The organism is Lactobacillus sp. RTP31084st1_F9_RTP31084_210423, from assembly GCF_040919545.1.
Lineage (GTDB): Bacteria > Bacillota > Bacilli > Lactobacillales > Lactobacillaceae > Lactobacillus > Lactobacillus paragasseri.
Genome location: NZ_JBCOVH010000001.1, coordinates 722,585 through 744,448, shown reverse-complemented (window position 1 = coordinate 744,448; position 21,864 = coordinate 722,585). Strand labels below are relative to the sequence as shown.

Genomic DNA, 21,864 nt, shown 5'->3' with positions numbered 1-21,864 from the left:
GTGGCAAATAAAAACGAACTTTTCAAAAAACTATTAGATCAAATCAAGTTTCCTGATAAGTTTGAAGATAACGATATTGTCCAAAATGGTGAAATTGAAAACGTGGATGTATACGCTAATGAAAGAAAGTGGCAAATCCACGTTTTTTTTGATACACCACTAGATTTTGAAACTTATCGTTCTCTTAATGAACTTATCCATCAAACATTTGAACCGTTTGTAAATGTTGAATTATTAGTCCGGACCAAGGATGGAAATAGTAAAAATTTACCTGAATACTGGACATATGCAATTCAAAATTCAACTAATTTGAAACCTGCGGTTCGAGAATTTTTACAAGGACAAGCCCCACATTTAGAAAAAGAAAAATGGTTGATTCCAACCCAAAATAATGTTGTAAACGGGCTTCTTTCTGAACAAGTTTTAGCAGAACTTAATAGCGAATTTAGAAGATATGGCTTTTTTAATATTAAGTTTACTACCAAGGTTGATGAAACTAATATTGATGAGAATCTAAAAAGTTTAGAACAAGTGCAGGCTCAACATGAATCTGCAATGCAGGAATTCTATGAAAAGCAACCAGCTGAACCTAAGAAAAAGATGCCCATTAAAAGTACGAGAATGGGCAGTAATAAGGTTGATAAAAAGGCTAAATTTATTCAGATTCAAGATTTGGAAGATGGAAGCGGTAATGTAGCTATCGAAGGTCACATTTTTAATACCGATATTCATGAATTAAAATCTGGAAGCGTAATTTTTACTGGTGAAATAACTGACTATACTGATTCAATCAGTTTTAAGAAGTTTGTTTCTGATAAGGATCAAATTGATTATCTAAAAGGAATTAAGCCTGGTGTTTGGGCTCGTATGCAAGGTTATGCAGCTGACGATCAATATCAGCATGATGTTGTTTTCAATATTCGAAACTTGGAATTAATTGAACATAAGGGTCGAGAAGAAAAGTATGAGGGAGAAGAAAAACGAGTTGAACTGCACCTTCATACAAATATGAGTCAGTTAGATGCAACTAGTACTGCTAGCGATTATATCAAAACTGCCAAAAAGTTTGGTCAAAAAGCAATCGCAATTACTGACCACGCTGACGTTCAAGCATTCCCAGAAGCATATCATACTGGTGCGAGTGAGAAGATGAAGATCCTGTATGGATATGAAGCTAATATGATTGATGACCATGCTTTGCTCGTGCTTAATCCTACTGAAATGGATTATCGTGATCGTGAATATGTGATTTTTGACGTTGAAACAACAGGTCTTTCTTCAGTGTATGATACTATTATCGAAATTGGTGCTGTTAAGATGAAAAATGGTGAGGTGCTTGAAAGATTTGATAAATTTATTAATCCTCATCATCCTTTAAGTGATACTACTATTAATTTGACATCAATTACTGATGAAATGGTTGGAGCAGCTGATGATGAAAAGGATGTAATTAAGAAATTTAAAGATTTCTATGGAGATCGTCCTTTATGTGGACATAATGTTCAGTTTGATGTAGGTTTTGTAAACGCTGCTTTACGTCGTGCGGGCTTAGATGAAATTTCTCAACCTGTTGTTGATACTCTTGAAGTTTCAAGATTGCTGCATCCTGAACAGACTCGACATACTCTTGATTCGCTAGCCAAAAAATATAATGTTGTTTTGGAGCATCACCACCGAGCTAACCAAGATGCTGAAGCTACAGGATATTTAATGTTTAAGTTACTTGATGCTTTTAATGCTCGTTTCCATGAAGCTGATTTAGGTAAGATGAATGACTATGCAAAGTATGGTCAAGTATATAAAAGAGCTAAGCCTAGCCATATGAGTGTTCTTGCTTTAAACCAAGAGGGCTTAAAGAATATGTACAAGCTTGTTTCACTAGCAAGCACTAAATACTTCTATCGGATACCTAGAACGCCTAAGTCCGAACTAAGAAAATATCATAAGGGTTTATTGTTTGGTAGTGGTTGCTGGCAAGGTGATGTGTTCATTTCAATGATGCAAAAGGGATATGATGAGGCGCGTGAAAAGGCTCGCTTTTACGACTATCTTGAGGTACAACCACCTGCATCCTACCAGACGCTAATTGACGATGATTTAATTAAAGATGAAGCTGAATTGCATGAAATTATTCAAAATATCTACAAATTAGGTAAAGAATTGAATAAACCAGTTGTTGCAACTGGTGACTCGCATTATGTTGAGCCCCATGAAGCTATTTATCGCAAAATTTTATTAGCTGCCCAAAAATCAAATCCTAATCGTAATAAGAATTTACCTGATTTGCATTTTTATTCTACTCAAGAAATGCTGGATGCTTTTAGCTTTTTAGGAGAAGATGTTGCTAAAGAAATTGTAATTGAGAATACAAATAAGTTAGCAGATCAAATTGAAGAAATTGCTCCTATTAAGAGTGGCTTATATCCGCCACATATTGAAAATGCAGATCAAGAAATGAAAGATCTGACTTACAATAAGGCTTATGAGTTGTATGGAAAACCGTTACCTAAGATTGTAGAGGACAGAATTGAACTTGAATTAAATTCGATTATTTCTAACGGGTATGCTGTTATTTATCTTATTTCTCAGCGTCTTGTTGCCAAATCAAATAAAGATGGATATTTGGTAGGTTCTCGTGGATCGGTTGGTTCTAGTTTGGTAGCGACGATGTCTGGAATTACTGAAGTTAATCCTTTAGCTCCACATTATCGTTGTCCTAAATGTAAATATTCTAAATTTTTTGAAAATGGGGAATATGGATCTGGTTACGACTTACCTGATAAAGATTGCCCTAAGTGCGGAACTCCCTTAGTAAAAGATGGACAGGATATCCCATTTGCTACTTTCTTAGGTTTCCACGGAGATAAGGTTCCTGATATCGATTTGAACTTTTCTGGAGACTATCAGCCAGTTGCTCATAATTATATTCGTGTGATGTTTGGTCCAGATAATTCGTTTAGAGCTGGTACTATTGCGACTGTTGCTGATAAGACGGCATATGGATATGTGAAGCATTATGAAGATGAAAATGAATTGCATCTAAGAAATGCTGAGCTTGACCGTTTAGCTGCTGGTGCTTCCGGCGTAAAGAGAACAACTGGCCAGCACCCAGCTGGTATTGTTGTTGTGCCAGATAATATGGATATTTATGACTTTACTCCTGTACAGTATCCCGCTGATGATTTAAGTGCGGCTTGGCTTACAACGCACTTTGACTTCCACTCTATTCACGATAATATTTTGAAATTCGATATTCTAGGGCATGATGACCCAACTATGATCAGAATGCTGCAAGATTTATCAGGAATTGACCCATTAACTATTCCACCTGATGATCCAGGAGTAATGTCCTTATTTTCAAGTCCAGAAATTTTAGGTGTTACCCCTGAGCAAATTCAGTCAAAGACTGGTACTTTAGGTGTTCCAGAATTTGGAACAAAATTTGTTCGCGGAATGCTTGAAGAAACAAAGCCAACAACTTTTTCAGAATTATTGCAGATTTCGGGTTTGTCTCACGGGACTGATGTATGGTTAGGAAATGCAGAAGATTTAATTAATAACGGCACTTGCAAGCTAAAGAACGTAATTGGTTGTCGTGATAACATCATGATGGACTTAATTCACTGGGGAGTAAAACCAGAAGTTGCTTTCTTTACCATGGAATCTGTACGTCACGGTAAGGGAATCAGTGATGAAAACATGGAAATTTTGAAGAAAAATGATAAGATTCCTGACTGGTACATTCCTTCTTGTTTGAAGATTAAGTATATGTTTCCGAAGGCTCATGCTACGGCTTATATTTTAATGGCACTTAGAATTGCCTGGTTTAAGGTATATTATCCAGTGATTTATTATGCTTCTTATTTCTCAGTTCGTGCTGATTTGTTTGATTTAGTTGCAATGAGCCATGGAAAAAATACAGTAAAGGCTGCAATGAAGGAAATCCAAGATAAGGGAATGGATGTTTCTGCTAAGGATAAGTCGTTACTTACTGTTCTTGAAATTGCAAACGAATGTTTAGAACGTGGTATAAAAATTAAGATGGTCGATGTAAATGAATCTGAAGCAATGGACTTTAAGATTATTGATGATCATACTATTCTAGCTCCGTTTAATGCAGTTCCAGGTTTAGGTGATAATGCTGCTAAGCAAATTGTTGCTGCCCGTGCAGAGCAAAAGTTTCTTTCAAAAGAAGATCTTGCAACACGCGGAAAAGTATCACAAACAATTATGGAATATTTTGAGAATAATGGAGTTCTTGAAGGGATGCCAGATCAAAATCAATTGTCACTATTTTAGCGTGTTAATTTACAAATATTAGCAAATATGCTATTCTAAGAACGAAGTTCGAATAGCAAATTCGAGTGAGCAGCAATGCTCACTCTTTTTATTACGGAGGAAGAGATTTGACAAAAGTTACCGAATTGGTGGCAGACGTAGTTACGCCTTTAGCTGAAGCAAGAGGCGATGAACTGGTCGATGTTGAATATGTAAAGGAAAAGAAGCAATATTATCTTCGCATTTATGTTGATCGTCGCCCAGGCGGAATCGATATTGAAGAGATCGCAAATTTGAGTGAATTGGTATCAGAAAAGTTAGATGAATTAGATCCTGATCCTTTTCCTGAGCCGTATATTTTAGAGCTTTCATCTCCTGGTTTAGAGCGTCCAATCAAAAATGAAAAAGATTGGGAGCGCGCCAAAGGATCATACATTCATGTTAGTCTTTATCAAAAAATTGATGGGGAAAAGACTTATGAAGGTACTTTAAAAGATCTCAATCAAGATCAGATCGTCTTAGAAGTAAAGATCAAAACACGACTCAAAGAAATAACAATCCCTCGAAAGACGATTGCCTCTAGTCGCTTTGCAGTTGAATTTTAGAAAGGATGATCAAAAACTTATGTCTAAAGAAATGGTGGAAGCTTTTGCAACCTTAGAAAAAGAAAAAGGCATCAAGCAAGAAATTATTGTTGATGCAATCAAGGCTGCTTTAGTAGCTGCATATAAGAAAAATTATAATCAAGCTCAAAATGTAGAAGTTGTTTTTGATGAAAAGAAAGGCAATTTCAAGGTTAATGCAATTAAGACAGTTGTCGATGAAGTTCAAGATAGTCGTCTTGAAGTGAGTCTTAAAGATGCACTTGAAATTAATCGTGCGTATGAAGTTGGCGATGAAATCCGCTTTGAAGTAACTCCTAAAGATTTCGGCCGTTTAGCTGCACAAACCGCTAAACAAGTTATCATGCAACGTTTACGTGAGGCTGAAAGAGAACATATCATTAGTGAATATTCTCAATATAAGGATGAAATTGTTACTGGTACAGTTGAAAGACGTGATAATCGCTTTGTTTACGTAAAGATTGGTAACGTTGAAGCTGTAATGCCACATAATGATCAATTACCAGGTGAGAATTATAATCCTCAAGATAAAGTTCGCGTTTTAGTAACTAGAGTAGGGTCCGATTCAAAAGGAGCTCAAATTACTGTTTCAAGAACTGCACCTGATTTAGTAAAACGTCTCTTTGAACAAGAAGTTCCAGAAGTTTATGATGGGACTGTAGAGATTGTATCAATTGCTCGTGAAGCAGGTGACAGGACTAAGATTGCCGTTAAGAGTAATGATCCTGATATTGATCCAGTTGGTACCTTAGTAGGACCAAAAGGAGCTCGGGTTCAAAATATTGTTAACGAATTAGGCGGAGAAAATATCGACGTTGTAAAATACGAAGAAAATCCATCTGATTTTATTGCCAATGCTTTGAATCCTGCAGAAGTGATCGCAGTTCAATTTAGTGGTGATGATGATGACAAGAATGCGCTAGTAATTGTTCCTGATTATCAATTGTCTTTAGCTATTGGAAAGCGTGGACAAAATGTTCGCCTTGCAGCCCGTTTGACAGGTTATAAGATTGACATTAAGCCTGAATCTCAAGTCGAATTTGTCGATTCAGAAGGCGATGACGTTGAAACAGATCAAGATATCGATGATAGTAATGAATCATCAAATGAAGAAACTACAGAATCTACTGCTGAACAACTAGAAGAAGATTCAAGCGATGATTTTCCAAATGGGGAAGATGTTGATTCAGCACTAGATGATGATGCAGATAAAGATGAGGAATAGGTGACTTTCTTTGAAAAAAAGAAAAATTCCAATGCGTAAGGATCTATTGACTAATACTATGCAACCTAAAAAAGAATTAGTTCGCGTAGTTGTTGACAAGGATAAAAATATTTCAGTAGATCCAACTGGAAAGAAGTCAGGTCGAGGAGCCTATGTATCTTTAGAACCTGATAAGATTGCTGAAGCGCAAAAAAATCAGGTTTTAGAAAAAAGCCTTGGTGTTAAAGTTTCAGCTGATTTTTATGATGATCTTTATGCATATGTTGATCATCAAAAAGCAAGAAAAGAATTGTTTGGTGATAAATAATTTTGCAAAACAAACAAAAAACTTTGAATTTACTTGGATTAGCGCAAAAAGCTGGAAAGCTAGCGACAGGATTTGATGCAGTAAAAATATCTTTAAGCAAAAATCAAGCAAAGTTAATTTTTATTGGTAGCGATGTGAGTCAGAATACTAAAGATAAGCTTGCTTTTTTGATGCGTAAAAAAGATGTTAAATTAGTTGATGTATTTTCTAGCGCTGAAATAACACAAGCACTTGGAAAAGAAAGAAAATTAGTTTCTGTTACAGATTCAGGTTTCAGCAAAGCAATGATAAAGAATTTAAACGAAGGAGTGTGATTTGATGGCTAAAAAACGTATTTATGAAGTAGCGAAAGAATTAGGCATTGAAAACAAAATTGTTGTAAAAAAGGCACAAGATTTGGGTTTTGATGTAAAGAGCCACATGTCCTCCCTAGATGATAAGCAAGTTTCTAAGTTAGTAGATAGTTTTAAGTCTGCTAATACTACTAAGCCATCTACTGAAAAGGATTCTAAAAATTCAAGTCGTAAAGAAAAAACAAAAATAAAAGTTTCTGTAGGTGCAATTCGTCGTCGTGATAATAGAAATGATCATGATAATCGCCATAGTAATAATAAACGCAGAAACAATAAGATTAAAAAGCAGCAAAATGATCGTCGTGCCGAACGAAATAAACCACAAGCAGAGGCTAAATCGGCAGCACGCGATTTATTGAATAAATTTAAGAAGAAGCAACGAGCTGAAGCTAGTGAATTAAATGCTCAGACTGAAGCTTCCCGCCGTAAATGGCATCAAGAACAAAATCCTCAAAGATCAAAGGTTAAAAAAGTGGAAAATACTCGTAAGCCAAAAGAAGAAAAACTCGAAGGAGCTGCAGCTGTAAAAGCTCGTGTACAAGCATCACAAAAACCAGTTGGTCCAAAGATTATAAAACCATCGCCGGCAAGAAACAAGGCAAAGAGACCTACTGTGAAGAAGGTTGAACCGATTGCTCCAGTTGTACCTGCTCCTCAAAAAGAAGAAGCAAAGCCGACTCGCAAAAAAGACTTTACTCGCAAGAAACGTGAAGTACCAGATTATGAACGTGAAAGAAGCGAACATTCTGATAAGGCACGTCGCCGTAGAAATAAGAAAAATAAGCGTATTAATCAAAGTAAAGAAGTTAAGAAGCAGCCAACCCAAAGAAAGGAACGTCCATTGCCAGAAACATTAGTTTATGAAGAAGGCATGAATGCTCAAGATTTAGGAAAACTTCTCCATAGAGAGCCTGCAGAAATTGTTAAAAAGCTCTTTATGCTTGGTGTCATGACTAACCAAAATCAGTCTTTAGACAAAGACACTATTGAACTCTTAGCAGCTGAATATGGTATTGAAGCACAAGAAAAAGTGCATGAAGATATTTCAGATATCGATACTTTGTATACTAAAGAAATGGAAGAATCCAAAGCTTCTAAGCATCAAGAAAAACGTCCTCCAGTTGTTACAATTATGGGACACGTTGACCATGGTAAGACTACTTTACTTGATAGATTGCGTCATACTAACGTTTCTGAACATGAAGCAGGTGGTATTACTCAAAAGATTGGTGCTTACCAAGTACGAATCGATGATCGTTTGATTACTTTCTTAGATACTCCAGGACACGCAGCCTTTTCTAACATGCGTGCTCGTGGTGCTGAAATTACTGATATTGTTGTTTTAGTAGTTGCAGCTGATGATGGTGTAATGCCACAAACAATTGAAGCCATTGATCATGCTAAAAGTGCCGGTGTACCAATTATCGTTGCTGTTAACAAGATTGATAAGCCAGGTGCAAATCCAGATCACGTCATGGAACAACTTATGAAATATGGCTTAGTTCCTGAAGACTGGGGTGGCGATACAATCTTTGTTAAGATTTCTGCTAAGACAGGTAAAAATGTTGAAGAACTCTTGCAAATGATCTTGCTTCAAGCTGATGTTATGGAACTTAAAGCTGATCCTGATCAAAAGGCGATTGGTACTGTAATTGAAGCTCGTCTTGACAAAGGCCGTGGTTCAGTTGCCGACGTATTAGTTCAACAAGGTACTTTAAAGGTTGGAGATCCAATTGTTGTTGGCGATACGTTTGGTCGTGTTCGTGTTATGACTAACGATAAGGGACGTAGAGTTAAAAAGGCAACTCCATCTGCTCCTGTTGAAATTACCGGTTTAAACGATGTTCCAGAAGCAGCCGATAAGTTAGTGGTCTTTGAAGATGAAAAGACGGCTAGAAGTGTTGGTGAACAACGTGCTAAGAATGCTTTAGAGAAACAACGTGAAAATGTCCAACATGTTACTTTGGATAATTTGTTTGACACAATGAAGAAAGAAAACATGAAGGAAGTTGACATCGTTCTAAAGGCCGATGTTCAAGGTTCAGCTGAAGCATTGCAACAATCTCTTGAAAAGATTGAAGTTGAGGGCGTAAGAGTTAACATTATTCACTCTGGTGTTGGTGCAATCAATGAATCTGATGTTACATTAGCTGGTGCTTCAAATGCATTTATCGTTGGATTTAATGTTAGACCAACTAATACCGCCAAGAGTCAAGCAGATGCTGAACGTGTAGATATTCGTCTTTATAACATTATTTACAAGGTTATGGATGATGTTGAAGCTGCTATGAAGGGTATGCTTGAACCTACATACGAAGAAAAGGTCACTGGAAACTTAACTGTTCGTGAAACTTGGAAGGTATCTAAGATTGGTACAATTGCTGGTGCTTTTGTTGATAATGGATATGTTACTAGAGATTCCGGTATTCGTGTAATTCGTGACGGTATTGTGAAATACGATGGAAAAGTTGCATCTCTTAAGCGTTTCAAGGATGATGTCAAGGAAGTTAAGCAAGGATTCGATTGTGGTATCACAATTGAAAACTTTAACGATATTAAGGTTGACGATCAACTTGAAGCCTACGAAATGCAAGAGGTACCTGTAAAATAGGCATCTTTTTTCACAAAAAGGAGCTTAATTATGAAACATAGAATTGGTCGTGTAGAAGGCGAGATCCTACGTGAACTAACAAAAATTTTACGTAAAGATATTCGTGACCCACGTTTAAGTGATATTACTATTACAGCTGTAGAATGCACAAATGATTTGTCATATGCAACTATTTACTACAGCTTGTTAACAGAAGACCCGGCAAAGGAAAAAGAAGTAGCTGAAGGACTTGATAAAGCAAAAGGAATGATGCGTCACTTGCTTGGTCAAACCTTGACTGTTTATAAAGTTCCTGAGTTGATTTTTAAACGTGATACTTCTGTTGCTTATGGTTCAAAAATTGATAATTTAATTAACCAAGTAAAGAAGCAAGATCAAGAACGTGAAAATAAGAATAAGTAAAAAGGCGCCGAAAGGCGTCTTTTATTTTGGAGATTAAGATATGCTGAATGGAATTGTAGTAGTAAATAAGCCACGTGGGGTAACAAGCAGTGATTGTGTTTATAAGTTAAGAAAGATACTTCAAATTAGAAAAATTGGACATGCTGGCACGCTTGATCCTGAAGTAAATGGCGTATTACCAATTGCTATTGGACAAGCCACGAAATTGATCGAATTGATGCATGAAAAGCCCAAATCTTATATTGGAAGTGGAATGTTTGGACGGTCAACTGATAGCTATGATTTAGATGGTAAAACTACTGCTGAAGAAAAAATAATTACACCATTTACAAAAAGTGAGATTATTGCTGGAATGAAGCAGTTAACAGGAAAGCTTGAACAGGTCCCTCCAATTTATTCAGCTGTAAGAGTAAATGGTAAGAGACTTTATGAATATGCTCAAGAAAATATTCCAGTTGAACGTCCCAAGAGAAAAGTCAATGTTTATAGTTATGAATTAACAAAAGATCCTGAGTACGATCCACTGGAAAAAACGGAAAGCTTTGATTTTGCAATTCGTTGCTCTAAAGGAACCTATGTCAGGTCATTAGTAAATGATCTGGGTGAAAAATTAGGTGTTCCTGCTGTAATGACTAGTCTTACCCGAACTAGTAGTTCAGGCTATGACTTAAATCAAGCTGTAGATTTAGAAACAATTGAAGCAGAAGTAGATACTCCTGAAAAATGGCTTCAGCCAATTGATAGTTTTTTTGCTGAATTACCTCAATTTCAACTTTCGCCGGATCAATTTAAGCGCGTCTCAAACGGTGCAAGTATCAATTTAAATACCAGTTATGCTAAGGTCGCTTTGGTTTATAATGGTCATATAAAAGCTATTTATCAGCGACAAGGAAAAATCTATCGCCCTGAGATGATGCTTTTAAAAAATGAATAGCGAGAGTAAAAAATGAAAGTAATAACCTTAGATTATCCGATCTCTGCACCTATTACAAATCAAAAGGTAATCTTAACGTTAGGTTTTTTTGATGGGGTGCATATTGGTCATCAGAAACTTATTAAAGATGCAAAATTAATAGCCGAGGAGAAGAAGTTGCCATTAATGGTGATGACTTTTGATAAGCATCCTAAAGAGATATACAAAAATGATCATAAATTTGTTTATTTAGAAACGGCCCATGAAAAAGAACAAAAAATGGAAAAGCTGGGAGTAGATTATTTAGTGATTATTAAATTTACTAAAGAATTTAGTCAGCTTAAACCGCAGGATTTTGTAGATCAAGTAATTATGAAACTTAAAGCAGATACAGTTGTGGTAGGTTTTGATTATACTTATGGTCCAAAAGATATTGCTAATGTAGAAAATCTTCCCAAGTTTGCGCGAGGTAGATTTCAAATTGTAGTGGAGCCTAAACAATCTATTGATAAAATTAAAGTTGGTTCCACCTACATTAGAAAGGCAATCCAAGGTGGAAATGTTGAATTAGCGGCTGCCTTACTAGGCCAACCATATGAAACTTCAGGTATTATTGTTCATGGGTTTAGAAGGGGACATAAAATAGGCTTCCCGACTGCTAATCTTGATATTTCTGATGCTAAAGTTTTACCAGCTGAGGGAGTTTATGCAACCAGGGCTAAAATAAATGGAAAATGGCATGATGCTATGACTAGTGTTGGTTACAACGAAACTTTTAAAACAAACCACGGTTTAACAATTGAAACGAATATTTTTAATTTCGATGAGGAAGCATATGGTGAACCATTAACTTTAGCGTGGTACAAGTTTATACGTTCAAATAAAAAATTTTCTGGAATTGAAGAATTATCACGTCAACTAGACCAAGATAAACGAAATATAAAGCAATATTTCTATGATTTAGAAAAATAATTATTTGGATCTATCTTTTTATAATTAATGTGATAAAATGTCTTTATCAATTGAAATCTAATATTGAAAGAAGGTTACGCCATTGCGTTTTTAATCTTGCAAAATAGCATAGTTGAATTTTAATAATTATTTTTTCTTTTATAGGGGACAACTGTGCACTTTTGACAAGATTGAACGTAGATGGAATATCTTCTTTTTTGCTTAATAAGGAGAAAGTCTGCACTTGTCAAAAGTGTAGGCTTTTTTCGTGAGGTGATTATATGAGCAATATTAAGATTTCAAACCTTTCTTTTAAATATTCCGACAGTAGTGAAAATATTTTTAATAATTTAAATTTAGATTTGGATAGTAGTTGGAAATTAGGACTTGTAGGCAGAAATGGTAGAGGAAAGACAACATTCTTGAATCTGTTACGTGGAAAATTGCAAGGAACAGGAGCCATCAAAGCTAACCTTGAATTTAATTACTTTCCTCTTTATGTAGAAAATGAAGAACAATTAACTCTCTCTGCTTTAGAAGAACAAGTTCAATTTGACCGGTGGGAACTTGAACGTGAATTGAATTTAATGCAAGTAGACGCTAATCTTATTTGGCAACCTTTTAATACTTTAAGTGGAGGGGAGCAAACTAAGATATTATTAGCTCTATCTTTTATTAATAAGGATGCTTTTCCATTAATTGACGAACCAACGAATCATTTAGACGAAGAGTCGCGAAAACAAGTGGTTAGATATTTGCAAAAACATTCGCAAGGTTATATTGTTGTGAGTCATGATCGAGATTTTTTAAATCAGGTAACTAATCATGTTCTTGCAATTGAAAATACAGAGATTCATTTATATCAGGGAAATTATGCAAGCTATGAAGATACTAAAGAGAAGCGTGATAAGTTTAACCGGGAGAAAAATGAAAAACTCCGTGGTCAAATTAAAACTTTAAATGCAAGTAGACAGCGTATTAAAGGATATTCACTTCAATCAGAAAATAATAAAAAAGCTAGTGCACATAAGAATGAAATTCATGCAGATATTAATAAGGGATTTTTTGGTCATAAGGCTGCTAAGATAATGAAAAGATCAAAAAATATTGAAAGAAGGATGAATAAAGATATCCAAGATAGAAAAGGTTTAATAAGGAATGTTGAATCTGTGCCAGAATTAGAGATGAATTTTCAACCAAACTATCACTCGACTTTATTAGAAACTCGGCATTTAGATTTGAAAGTTCAAGATAAAAAGTTATTTAAAGACCTAAATTTAATTGTTAAAAAACGAGGAATTGTTTCCCTTGAGGGAAAAAATGGATCGGGAAAATCTACTTTTTTGAAAAGTGTTTTAAATAAAAATATAGATGTAACTTATCAAGGAATTTTAAGTTTAACTAATGGTTTAAAAATTTCCTATTTACCACAAAATTTTGTAGAATATTCAGGCACTTTGGCAGAATTTGTTCAAAAGGAACATTTGTCTTATGAGAAAATGCTTAATATGCTTAGAAAAATGGGTTTTCCTAGAACAAGTTTTGAGACGAGAATTGAAGAAATGAGTATGGGGCAGCAAAAAAGAGTGGCCATTGCTAAGTCATTAGTTGAAGAGGCTGACCTTTATCTGTGGGATGAGCCAGCAAATTACCTAGATGTGTTTAACCAAGATCAATTAATTGATGTTTTAAAGAAGGTTAAACCAGCGATGCTTTTAGTTGAGCATGATGAGTATTTTATTAGTCAAGTAGCAAGTAAACGGATAAAATTAAAGGTAGATGACTAGCAGATTGTATAGAAAGAATAAAAATGGCATTTGATTATAAAAAAGAATATAAAAATTTGTATCATCCAAAAAAGCAACCTGAAATTATTAAGGTTCCTAAAATGAATTACATCGCAGTTTCAGGAAGTGGAGATCCTAATCAGGAAGATGGGACTTATCACAAGGCGTTAGAATTACTTTATGGGCTTGCCTATACTATCAAGATGAGCAAAAAAAGTGAGCATAAAATTCCAGGATATTTTGATTATGTAGTGCCACCACTTGAAGGACTATGGTGGTCAAAAGATAAGCAAAAAATTGATTATGCTCACAAGGAGAACTTCGCCTGGATATCGATGATTCGACTGCCTGATTTTGTTACAGAAAAAGAATTTAATTGGGCAGTTAAGACAGCTACTGAGAAGAAAAAGCAAGATTTTTCTCAAGTTAAATTCTTTACTTATGATGAAGGACTTTGCGCTCAGGTAATGCACATTGGTAGTTATGATGATGAGCCAGCGACAATTGAAGAGATACATCGATTTGTAAAAAAAGAAAATTATCAGATAGATATTCAAAATCCACGCTATCATCATGAAATATATTTAAGTGATCCAAGGAGAACTAAGACTGAAAGGCGTAAAACTGTAATTAGACTACCAATTAAATGATTAAGGTAAGCACTTGTTGCTTACCTTTTTTTATAAAAAACAAATTTAATTAGCACTCTGCTTGCACAATTGCTAAGTTATGGTATCATATTAATTGTTAGCACAAGAGGAAGAAGAGTGCTAATGATGGGGGCGAGAAAATGTTGACTGAACGGCAAGAACTTATTTTAAAGACTATTATTATGGACTTTACTCAGTCTCATGAGCCAGTAGGTTCTAAGACCGTGATGAATCAACTGCCTGTCAAGGTTTCAAGTGCTACAGTTCGAAATGAAATGGCGGCACTAGAGGAAAAGGGACTACTTGAGAAGACTCATTCTTCAAGTGGTAGAATTCCTTCAACTGCTGGTTATCGATATTACTTAGATCATTTGATTAATCCCGTAAAAATACCAGCATCCGTCTATAATCGAATTATTTATCAATTAGACCAACCCTTTCAACAAGTTAATGAAATCGTACAAGAAGCTGCAAAAATTCTGTCTGATTTAACTAACTACACTGCTTTTGCAGCGGGTCCTGAAACTCGCTCGGTTAAAGTAACTGGTTTTAGGATCGTTCCCCTTTCAAGCCATCAAGTGATGGCAATATTAGTTACGGATGACGGTAATGTAAAGAATCAAATCTACACGTTACCTCATCATACAAATGGGGAAGAGATTGAAAAAGCAGTTCGACTAATTAATGATCAATTAGTTGGAAAGCCACTTAGTTCAGTTAATGAAGTGTTACTTAAGAGAATTGCAGACCATCTAGTTGCTGGTGGATCAGCACCTGAAATTTTGGATTTGCTTCAAGATGTTATTAAGGATGCTGCTAGTGAGCAAATGTATGTGGATGGTCAGATTAATCTTTTGAGTAATTATGAAAGTGACGATTTAGCTAAAGTTAAATCTCTCTACAAATTAATTGATCAAAATGATGCTATTTCAAGCTTGATTGGTTTTAATCCTAAAGATGAAATTAAGAATGATTCAAAGTCGAAAGTTCAAGTTAAGTTAGGTTCTGAATTACAATCAGATCTACTTGAAGATTATAGTTTGTTGACTGCACAATATAGCGTTGGTAAATATGGTAAAGGAACAATAGCATTACTTGGACCAACTAACATGCCATACTCGCAGATGATCGGATTACTCGAGTATTTTAGGAATGAACTAGCAAAGAAATTGTTAGATTATTATGGTAGATTTAAGTAAGGAGGTTAGCTGTGAGTAAAGAAGAGTTTCCGCATGAAAAAGATTTAAAAGACGAGGTGACCCCAGATAAGGCACCAAAGAAAGATCCAAAAGCAACTCCGAAAGAGGAAGTTAAGGAAAATCCAGCAAAAGATTATGAAAAAGAAATCGCTGAATTGAGAGCTAAGAATAAGGATCTTGAAGATAAATATCTACGTAGTGAAGCTGAGATTCAGAATATGCAAGCACGTTATGCAAAAGAGCGTGCGCAATTGATTAAATATGAATCTCAAAGCCTCGCTAAAGAAGTTTTGCCAGCAATGGATAACTTAGAACGCGCGTTAGCTGTTAAAGCAGATGATGAGGCAGCTAAGCAACTCCAAAAGGGTGTTCAGATGACACTTGACTCATTAGTTAAATCAATGAAAGATCAAGGAATCACTGAAATCAAAGCCGAAGGTGAAACTTTTGACCCTGCACTACATCAAGCTGTTCAAACTGTTGCAGCAGAAAATGATGATCAAAAGGATCACGTAGTTAAAGTTTTACAAAAAGGATATCAATATAAAGATAGAACATTAAGACCAGCAATGGTTGTAGTGGCTCAATAAGAAAGGAAGTTACATATATGTCAAAAGTTATTGGTATTGACTTAGGTACGACTAACTCAGCTGTTGCCGTACTTGAAGGAAAAGAACCTAAGATTATTACTAACCCAGAAGGTAACCGTACGACTCCTTCTGTAGTTGCCTTTAAGAATGGTGAAATTCAAGTTGGGGAAGTTGCTAAGCGTCAAGCTATTACTAACCCTAACACTATTGTTTCAATTAAGAGCCATATGGGTGAAGAAGGTTACAAGGTTAAGGTTGGCGACAAGGAATATACTCCACAAGAAATTTCAGCCTTTATTTTGCAATACATTAAAAAGTTTTCTGAAGATTACTTAGGTGAAAAGGTAACTGATGCAGTTATCACTGTTCCTGCTTATTTCAATGACGCACAACGTCAAGCTACTAAAGATGCCGGAAAGATTGCTGGTTTAAATGTTCAAAGAATTATCAACGAACCAACAGCTTCTGCTTTAGCATATGGTCTTGATAAAGATGAAAATGATGAAAAAGTTTTAGTATATGACCTTGGTGGTGGGACTTTTGATGTTTCCATCTTGCAACTAGGTGATGGTGTCTTCCAAGTATTATCAACTAATGGTGATACTCACCTTGGTGGTGATGACTTCGATAAGAGAATTATGGATTGGTTAATCCAAAACTTTAAGGAAGAAAATGGTGTTGACTTATCTAATGATAAGATGGCATTACAACGTTTAAAGGATGCTGCTGAAAAGGCTAAGAAAGACTTATCTGGCGTTTCATCAACTCACATTTCACTTCCATTCATTTCTGCTGGAGAAGCTGGTCCTCTTCACCTTGAAGCTGATTTAACTCGTGCTAAGTTTGATGAATTAACTGATGACTTAGTTCAAAAGACTAAGATTGCTTTTGACAATGCATTAAGTGATGCTGGCTTGAGCGTAAGTGATATTGACAAAGTTATTTTGAATGGTGGTTCAACTCGTATTCCTGCAGTTCAAAAAGCTGTTAAGGAATGGGCTGGAAAAGAACCTGATCACTCAATTAACCCTGATGAAGCTGTTGCTTTAGGTGCAGCAATTCAAGGTGGTGTTATTTCTGGTGATGTTAAGGATATCGTTTTACTTGATGTCACTCCATTATCACTTGGTATTGAAACTATGGGTGGTGTCTTCACTAAGTTAATTGATAGAAACACTACTATCCCAACTTCAAAGAGCCAAATCTTCTCAACTGCAGCAGATAATCAACCAGCTGTTGATGTTCACGTTCTTCAAGGTGAACGTCCAATGGCAGCAGATGATAAGACTTTAGGACGTTTTGAATTAACTGATATTCCACCAGCACCACGTGGTGTTCCACAAATTCAAGTTACTTTCGATATCGACAAGAATGGTATTGTAAATGTTTCTGCTAAGGATATGGGTACTGGTAAGGAACAAAAGATTACCATTAAGAGTTCTTCTGGTCTATCAGACGAAGAAATTAAGAAGATGCAAAAAGATGCTGAAGAGCATGCTGAAGAAGATAAGAAGAGTAAGGAAGAAGTTGATTTACGTAATGAAGTAGATCAATTAATCTTTACTACTGAAAAGACTTTGAAAGAAACTAAGGGTAAAGTTCCTGAAACTGAAACCAAGAATGTTCAAGATGCTTTGGATGCTTTGAAGAAAGCTCAAAAAGATAACAACTTGGATGAAATGAAAGAAAAGAAGGAAGCTTTATCAAAGGCTGCTCAAGATTTAGCTGTTAAACTTTACCAACAAAACGGTGGTGCTCAAGGTGCTGCTGGTCAAGCTGGACCTCAAGGAGCGCAAGGTGGTCAACCAAATAATGATAATGTCTCAAGCAACGGTCAAGGTGGTTCAACTGTTGATGGAGACTTTCACAAGGTAGACCCTGACAAGTAAAAAGATTTATAATTAAATCAAACAAGAAAAGAACTGCGTGATTGTAGTTCTTTTCTTTTATGAATGAAGGAGTTTTCAGATGGCACAACGTGATTATTATGATGTGCTGGGTGTTGATAAGAATGCTAGTGAAAGCGACATTAACAAGGCTTACCGCAGGCTGGCAAAAAAATATCACCCAGACTTAAACCATGAACCTGGCGCTGAAGAAAAATACAAAGAAGTAAATGAAGCATACGAGGTTCTGCATGATAAGCAAAAAAGGGCTCAATATGATCAATTTGGTCAAGCCGGTGTAAACGGTCAAGCTGGTTTTGGCGGTCAAGGTTATGGTGGCTTTGGTGGCCAAGGTGGTTATTCATCTCAAGGCTTTGGTGATTTTGGTGATATTTTTGGTGATATCTTTGGTTCAGCTTTTGGTGGTGGACGAAGTCGAGTAGATCCAACTGCTCCTCAAAAGGGTCAAGACTTGGATTATACAATGACAATTGACTTCATGGATGCGATCAAAGGCAAGAAGACAGATATTACTTACACAAGAAGTGAAGTTTGCCCAACTTGTGATGGTTCAGGTGCTGAAAAGGGAACTCACCCAATTACCTGTGACAAGTGTCACGGAACTGGTGTCATGACTGTAACTCGTCAAACGCCACTTGGAGTTATCCAGCAGCAAACTACATGTGATAAATGTGGTGGACGTGGTACGATCATTAAACATCCATGTCAAACTTGCCATGGTAAAGGAACTGTTGATAAAAAGCAAACACTTGAAGTTAAAGTCCCAGCTGGTATTGACAATGGTCAACAAATTCGCTTAAGTGGTCAAGGCGAAGCAGGTAAGAATGGTGGCCCTTACGGAGATTTATACATTGTCTTTAGAGTTAAACCAAGTAAAGAGTTTAGAAGAAATGGTACAACTATTTATAGTGAAGCACCGATTTCTTTTGCTCAAGCAGCTCTAGGTGATAAAATTCGCGTAAACACTGTTCATGGACCAGTTGATTTGACTATTCCAGCCGGGACTCAACCTAACACTAACTTCAAGTTACGTGGTCAAGGCGTTCCTAAGATTAACGGTACTGGCAATGGAGATCAAGAAGTAACGGTTAAGGTTGTTATTCCAAAGAAAATTAACGATAAACAAAAAGAAGCTTTAGTTGATTATGTTAAAGCTGGTGGAGGAAATATTTCACCTCAAGAAAAGAACTTTTTTGAACGTTTAAAAGATAAATTAAACGGAGAATAAAAGTTAAAAGCGTATATCTCTATGAAGAATGAGATATACGCTTTATTTTTAGTAAAAATTATCTTTGAAAATATTACATTAAGAATTTTATCTAAGTATCAGCCTTTGATATAATTAATAGAGCGAAAAAGGTGAGAACATGGATATTAAAAAATTACAAGACTATCAAAAACATATTCGGAATTTTTCGATCGTTGCTCATATTGATCATGGTAAGTCAACGATTGCAGATCGTATTTTAGAATTAACCGATACTGTATCTGAACGTCAAATGAAAAATCAATTACTTGATGATATGCCATTAGAGCGTCAACGCGGCATTACCATTAAACTTAATTCGGTAGAAGTAAAATATCATGCTAAAGATGGAGAAACATATATTTTTCACTTAATTGATACTCCGGGACATGTAGACTTTTCTTATGAAGTTTCGCGTTCTTTGGCAGCCTGTGAAGGAGCACTTTTAGTAGTAGATGCAACCCAAGGTGTTCAAGCGCAAACTTTAGCTAATACTTATCTAGCAATTGACGATGATTTGGAAATTTTGCCAGTCATTAATAAGATTGATTTGCCTTCAGCTGATCCTGAAATGTGCAAAAACGAAATTGAAGAGATGATTGGACTCGATGCCTCTGATGCTGTTGAAGTGTCCGGTAAGACAGGTCAAGGAATTCCCGAACTACTTGAGGAAATTGTTAAAAAGGTACCAGCACCAACTGGTGATTTGAATGCTCCTTTGAAGGCCTTAATTTTTGATTCAAAATATGATGATTATCGCGGGGTCGTTTTATCGGTTCGAATTGAAGAAGGAACTGTAAAACCTGGTGATAAGATTCGAATTATGAATACTGGGAAAGAATTTGAAGTGACAGAGGTTGGTGTTTCAAGTCCTCATCCTGTTAAAAAAGATATGCTTATTGCAGGGGACGTAGGATACTTGACTGCGAATATCAAGTCTGTTCGTGAAACTCGTGTAGGTGATACGATTACTAGCGCTGAAAATCCAACTGAGAAACCACTTCCCGGTTATCGCCAAATTCCACCAATGGTTTACTCTGGTATGTATCCAGTTGATAATCAAAAATATGATGATTTAAAAGAAGCACTGCAAAAATTGCAGTTAAATGATGCTGCCTTAGAGTTTGAACCTGAAACTTCTCAAGCATTAGGTTTTGGCTTCCGTTGTGGCTTTTTGGGATTGCTTCATATGGATGTGGTACAAGAAAGACTTGAGCAAGAATTTGGTATGGATTTAATTATGACTGCACCAAGTGTAGACTACCATGCAATTATGAATGATGGTTCAACTAAATTAATTGATAATCCTGCTGATTTACCAGATGCTGGTGAATATAAAGAAGTTCAAGAACCTTATGTTAAGGCAGAAGTGATGGTGCCAAATGACTTTGTAGGTCCAGTAATGGAGCTATGTCAGCGAAAACGCGGAGAATTTGTAACTATGGATTATTTAGACAAATACCGTGTTAATGTTATTTACAATATGCCCCTAGCTGAAATTATCTATGATTTCTTTGACGAACTAAAGTCTTCAACTAAAGGTTATGCTTCTCTTGATTACGAAATAACAGGTTATCGTGCAACAGACTTAGTTAAGATTGATATGTTGCTTAATAAAGAGCCAATTGATGCTCTTAGTTTCATTGCACACCGTGAAGAGGCTCAAAATCGTGCTCGTCAAATGACAACAATGCTTAAGAAGTTAATTCCACGTCAAAACTTTGAAGTTGATATTCAAGGTGCAATTGGTGCTAAAATTATTTCTCGTGCGACAATTAAACCATATCGTAAGGATGTTACTTGGAAAATTCATACTGGTGACCCAGATAGACGTGCTAAATTACTTGAAAAGCAGCGTCGTGGTAAGAAGAGAATGAAGGCAGTCGGAAAGGTAGAAGTACCTCAAGACGCATTTATGGCTGTTCTAAAAATGAATGATGACGATATTAAAGGTAAATAATTGTAACTTTCTAGACGTACTAAGCTTTTTGGTACGTCTTTTTTGATTTTTAAAAATATATAATAGTCTTTCATCAAGTTATAGCTAACTTGATTTAGTATCTTTTTTGAAAAATGTGTTAGAATTTATAACAGCATTAATAAAATTGAGGATAAAAAACGTATGGCAAAAAAAACAAGAAATACTTCTAAAAAAGCTTGGATAGTTAGAATTGCTGCGATTATTTTATTAATCATCGGTTTAGGGATGATTTTTAATAGTCAAATCCGAGATTTCATGGTTCGACAAAATCAGACTACTGCTTTGAAGAAATTAAACAAAGATACTGTTAAAAAAAATCAAGCAAAAAAAGGAATGTTCGATTTCTCAAAAGTTGAAGAAATTGATTTTGGAAAGGTGACTAAATCAAGGGTTAATAATACTGCTGATGCAATTGGCGCAATCGCAATTCCAAGTGTAAAAATGTATCTTCCAATTATGAAGGGGTTAAGTAATGATGCCATGTCGACTGGTGGTGGAACAATGCGTCCAGACCAAGTTATGGGCAAGGGAAACTATCCTTTAGCAGGTCACTATATGACAGCCAAGGGTGTTTTATTTTCACCACTTGAAGACACTAAATTGGGCGAAAAAGTATACTTAACTAATCTTGATAAAATTTATATTTATCGAATTTATATGAAAAAGGTTGTAGACCCAACTGCTGTTTGGTTAGTCGATAATACTAAGCAAAATATTGTTACTTTAATTACATGTGCTGATGGTGGTGTTAATCGCTGGGCGATTAGGGGAAAATTAATTGCTGAAAAGCCAGCTACAGATAAGAATTTACAAGTTTTCAAACTTAAATAAAGAGGATTTG

At 35.7% G+C, this 21,864-nt stretch carries 17 protein-coding genes; all 17 read left to right on the top strand.

Features of this window, described 5'->3' with window-relative positions:
• On the top strand, window positions 1–4,299 hold the full coding sequence (locus tag AB5359_RS03660; protein WP_048686769.1) for a PolC-type DNA polymerase III: 4,299 nt from the start codon (window positions 1–3) through the stop codon (window positions 4,297–4,299).
• Between the two features lie 107 nt (window positions 4,300–4,406).
• Window positions 4,407–4,883 carry a ribosome maturation factor RimP gene (gene rimP, locus AB5359_RS03655; protein ID WP_048686771.1) on the top strand — a complete coding sequence of 159 codons (477 nt, stop codon included), beginning with the start codon at window positions 4,407–4,409 and terminating at the stop codon, window positions 4,881–4,883.
• 19 nt (window positions 4,884–4,902) lie between these two features.
• The gene (gene nusA / locus AB5359_RS03650) at window positions 4,903–6,126 is read left to right on the top strand and encodes a transcription termination factor NusA (RefSeq protein ID WP_020806912.1); all 1,224 of its coding nucleotides are present in this window, start codon (window positions 4,903–4,905) and stop codon (window positions 6,124–6,126) included.
• Window positions 6,127–6,136: 10 nt separating this feature from the next.
• Window positions 6,137–6,433 carry an RNase P modulator RnpM gene (locus tag AB5359_RS03645; RefSeq protein ID WP_003649028.1) on the top strand — a complete coding sequence of 99 codons (297 nt, stop codon included), beginning with the start codon at window positions 6,137–6,139 and terminating at the stop codon, window positions 6,431–6,433.
• A gap of 2 nt (window positions 6,434–6,435) precedes the next feature.
• Window positions 6,436–6,747, top strand: a complete 312-nt coding sequence (locus AB5359_RS03640) for a ribosomal L7Ae/L30e/S12e/Gadd45 family protein (protein WP_003649027.1) — start codon at window positions 6,436–6,438, stop codon at window positions 6,745–6,747.
• Between the two features lie 4 nt (window positions 6,748–6,751).
• Complete coding sequence (gene infB / locus AB5359_RS03635) at window positions 6,752–9,397, top strand: translation initiation factor IF-2 (RefSeq protein WP_048686774.1); 2,646 nt, start codon at window positions 6,752–6,754, stop codon at window positions 9,395–9,397.
• Between the two features lie 30 nt (window positions 9,398–9,427).
• On the top strand, window positions 9,428–9,799 hold the full coding sequence (locus tag AB5359_RS03630) for a ribosome-binding factor A (RefSeq protein ID WP_003647478.1): 372 nt from the start codon (window positions 9,428–9,430) through the stop codon (window positions 9,797–9,799).
• Between the two features lie 40 nt (window positions 9,800–9,839).
• The gene (gene truB / locus AB5359_RS03625) at window positions 9,840–10,733 is read left to right on the top strand and encodes a tRNA pseudouridine(55) synthase TruB (protein WP_048686775.1); all 894 of its coding nucleotides are present in this window, start codon (window positions 9,840–9,842) and stop codon (window positions 10,731–10,733) included.
• A 12-nt stretch (window positions 10,734–10,745) separates the two neighbouring features.
• Complete coding sequence (ribF, locus tag AB5359_RS03620; protein WP_003649024.1) at window positions 10,746–11,684, top strand: riboflavin biosynthesis protein RibF; 939 nt, start codon at window positions 10,746–10,748, stop codon at window positions 11,682–11,684.
• Window positions 11,685–11,944: 260 nt separating this feature from the next.
• A complete protein-coding gene (gene abc-f, locus AB5359_RS03615) occupies window positions 11,945–13,450 on the top strand; it encodes a ribosomal protection-like ABC-F family protein (RefSeq protein ID WP_048686777.1) in 1,506 nt (501 codons plus the stop codon).
• A gap of 23 nt (window positions 13,451–13,473) precedes the next feature.
• On the top strand, window positions 13,474–14,100 hold the full coding sequence (locus tag AB5359_RS03610; protein ID WP_048686779.1) for a GyrI-like domain-containing protein: 627 nt from the start codon (window positions 13,474–13,476) through the stop codon (window positions 14,098–14,100).
• A gap of 140 nt (window positions 14,101–14,240) precedes the next feature.
• Window positions 14,241–15,299 (top strand): heat-inducible transcriptional repressor HrcA, encoded by a 1,059-nt coding sequence (gene hrcA, locus AB5359_RS03605; protein ID WP_003647474.1) that lies wholly within the window; start codon window positions 14,241–14,243, stop codon window positions 15,297–15,299.
• Between the two features lie 11 nt (window positions 15,300–15,310).
• Complete coding sequence (gene grpE / locus AB5359_RS03600; RefSeq protein ID WP_003649021.1) at window positions 15,311–15,889, top strand: nucleotide exchange factor GrpE; 579 nt, start codon at window positions 15,311–15,313, stop codon at window positions 15,887–15,889.
• 17 nt (window positions 15,890–15,906) lie between these two features.
• Complete coding sequence (gene dnaK / locus AB5359_RS03595) at window positions 15,907–17,778, top strand: molecular chaperone DnaK (RefSeq protein WP_048686782.1); 1,872 nt, start codon at window positions 15,907–15,909, stop codon at window positions 17,776–17,778.
• Window positions 17,779–17,857: 79 nt separating this feature from the next.
• A complete protein-coding gene (gene dnaJ, locus AB5359_RS03590) occupies window positions 17,858–19,024 on the top strand; it encodes a molecular chaperone DnaJ (protein WP_020806902.1) in 1,167 nt (388 codons plus the stop codon).
• Window positions 19,025–19,163: 139 nt separating this feature from the next.
• The gene (lepA, locus tag AB5359_RS03585) at window positions 19,164–21,002 is read left to right on the top strand and encodes a translation elongation factor 4 (RefSeq protein ID WP_003649018.1); all 1,839 of its coding nucleotides are present in this window, start codon (window positions 19,164–19,166) and stop codon (window positions 21,000–21,002) included.
• Window positions 21,003–21,164: 162 nt separating this feature from the next.
• Window positions 21,165–21,854 carry a class A sortase gene (locus AB5359_RS03580; protein ID WP_003649017.1) on the top strand — a complete coding sequence of 230 codons (690 nt, stop codon included), beginning with the start codon at window positions 21,165–21,167 and terminating at the stop codon, window positions 21,852–21,854.
• Window positions 21,855–21,864: the final 10 nt, after the last annotated feature.

Coding starts and splice junctions, on each gene's coding strand:
- truB (WP_048686775.1), top strand. CDS start 9,840: ATGCTGAATGGAATTGTAGTAGTAAATAAGCCACGTGGGGTAACAAGC.
- abc-f (WP_048686777.1), top strand. CDS start 11,945: ATGAGCAATATTAAGATTTCAAACCTTTCTTTTAAATATTCCGACAGT.
- AB5359_RS03630 (WP_003647478.1), top strand. CDS start 9,428: ATGAAACATAGAATTGGTCGTGTAGAAGGCGAGATCCTACGTGAACTA.
- infB (WP_048686774.1), top strand. CDS start 6,752: ATGGCTAAAAAACGTATTTATGAAGTAGCGAAAGAATTAGGCATTGAA.
- dnaK (WP_048686782.1), top strand. CDS start 15,907: ATGTCAAAAGTTATTGGTATTGACTTAGGTACGACTAACTCAGCTGTT.
- ribF (WP_003649024.1), top strand. CDS start 10,746: ATGAAAGTAATAACCTTAGATTATCCGATCTCTGCACCTATTACAAAT.
- AB5359_RS03580 (WP_003649017.1), top strand. CDS start 21,165: ATGGCAAAAAAAACAAGAAATACTTCTAAAAAAGCTTGGATAGTTAGA.
- hrcA (WP_003647474.1), top strand. CDS start 14,241: ATGTTGACTGAACGGCAAGAACTTATTTTAAAGACTATTATTATGGAC.
- nusA (WP_020806912.1), top strand. CDS start 4,903: ATGTCTAAAGAAATGGTGGAAGCTTTTGCAACCTTAGAAAAAGAAAAA.
- lepA (WP_003649018.1), top strand. CDS start 19,164: ATGGATATTAAAAAATTACAAGACTATCAAAAACATATTCGGAATTTT.
- dnaJ (WP_020806902.1), top strand. CDS start 17,858: ATGGCACAACGTGATTATTATGATGTGCTGGGTGTTGATAAGAATGCT.
- AB5359_RS03610 (WP_048686779.1), top strand. CDS start 13,474: ATGGCATTTGATTATAAAAAAGAATATAAAAATTTGTATCATCCAAAA.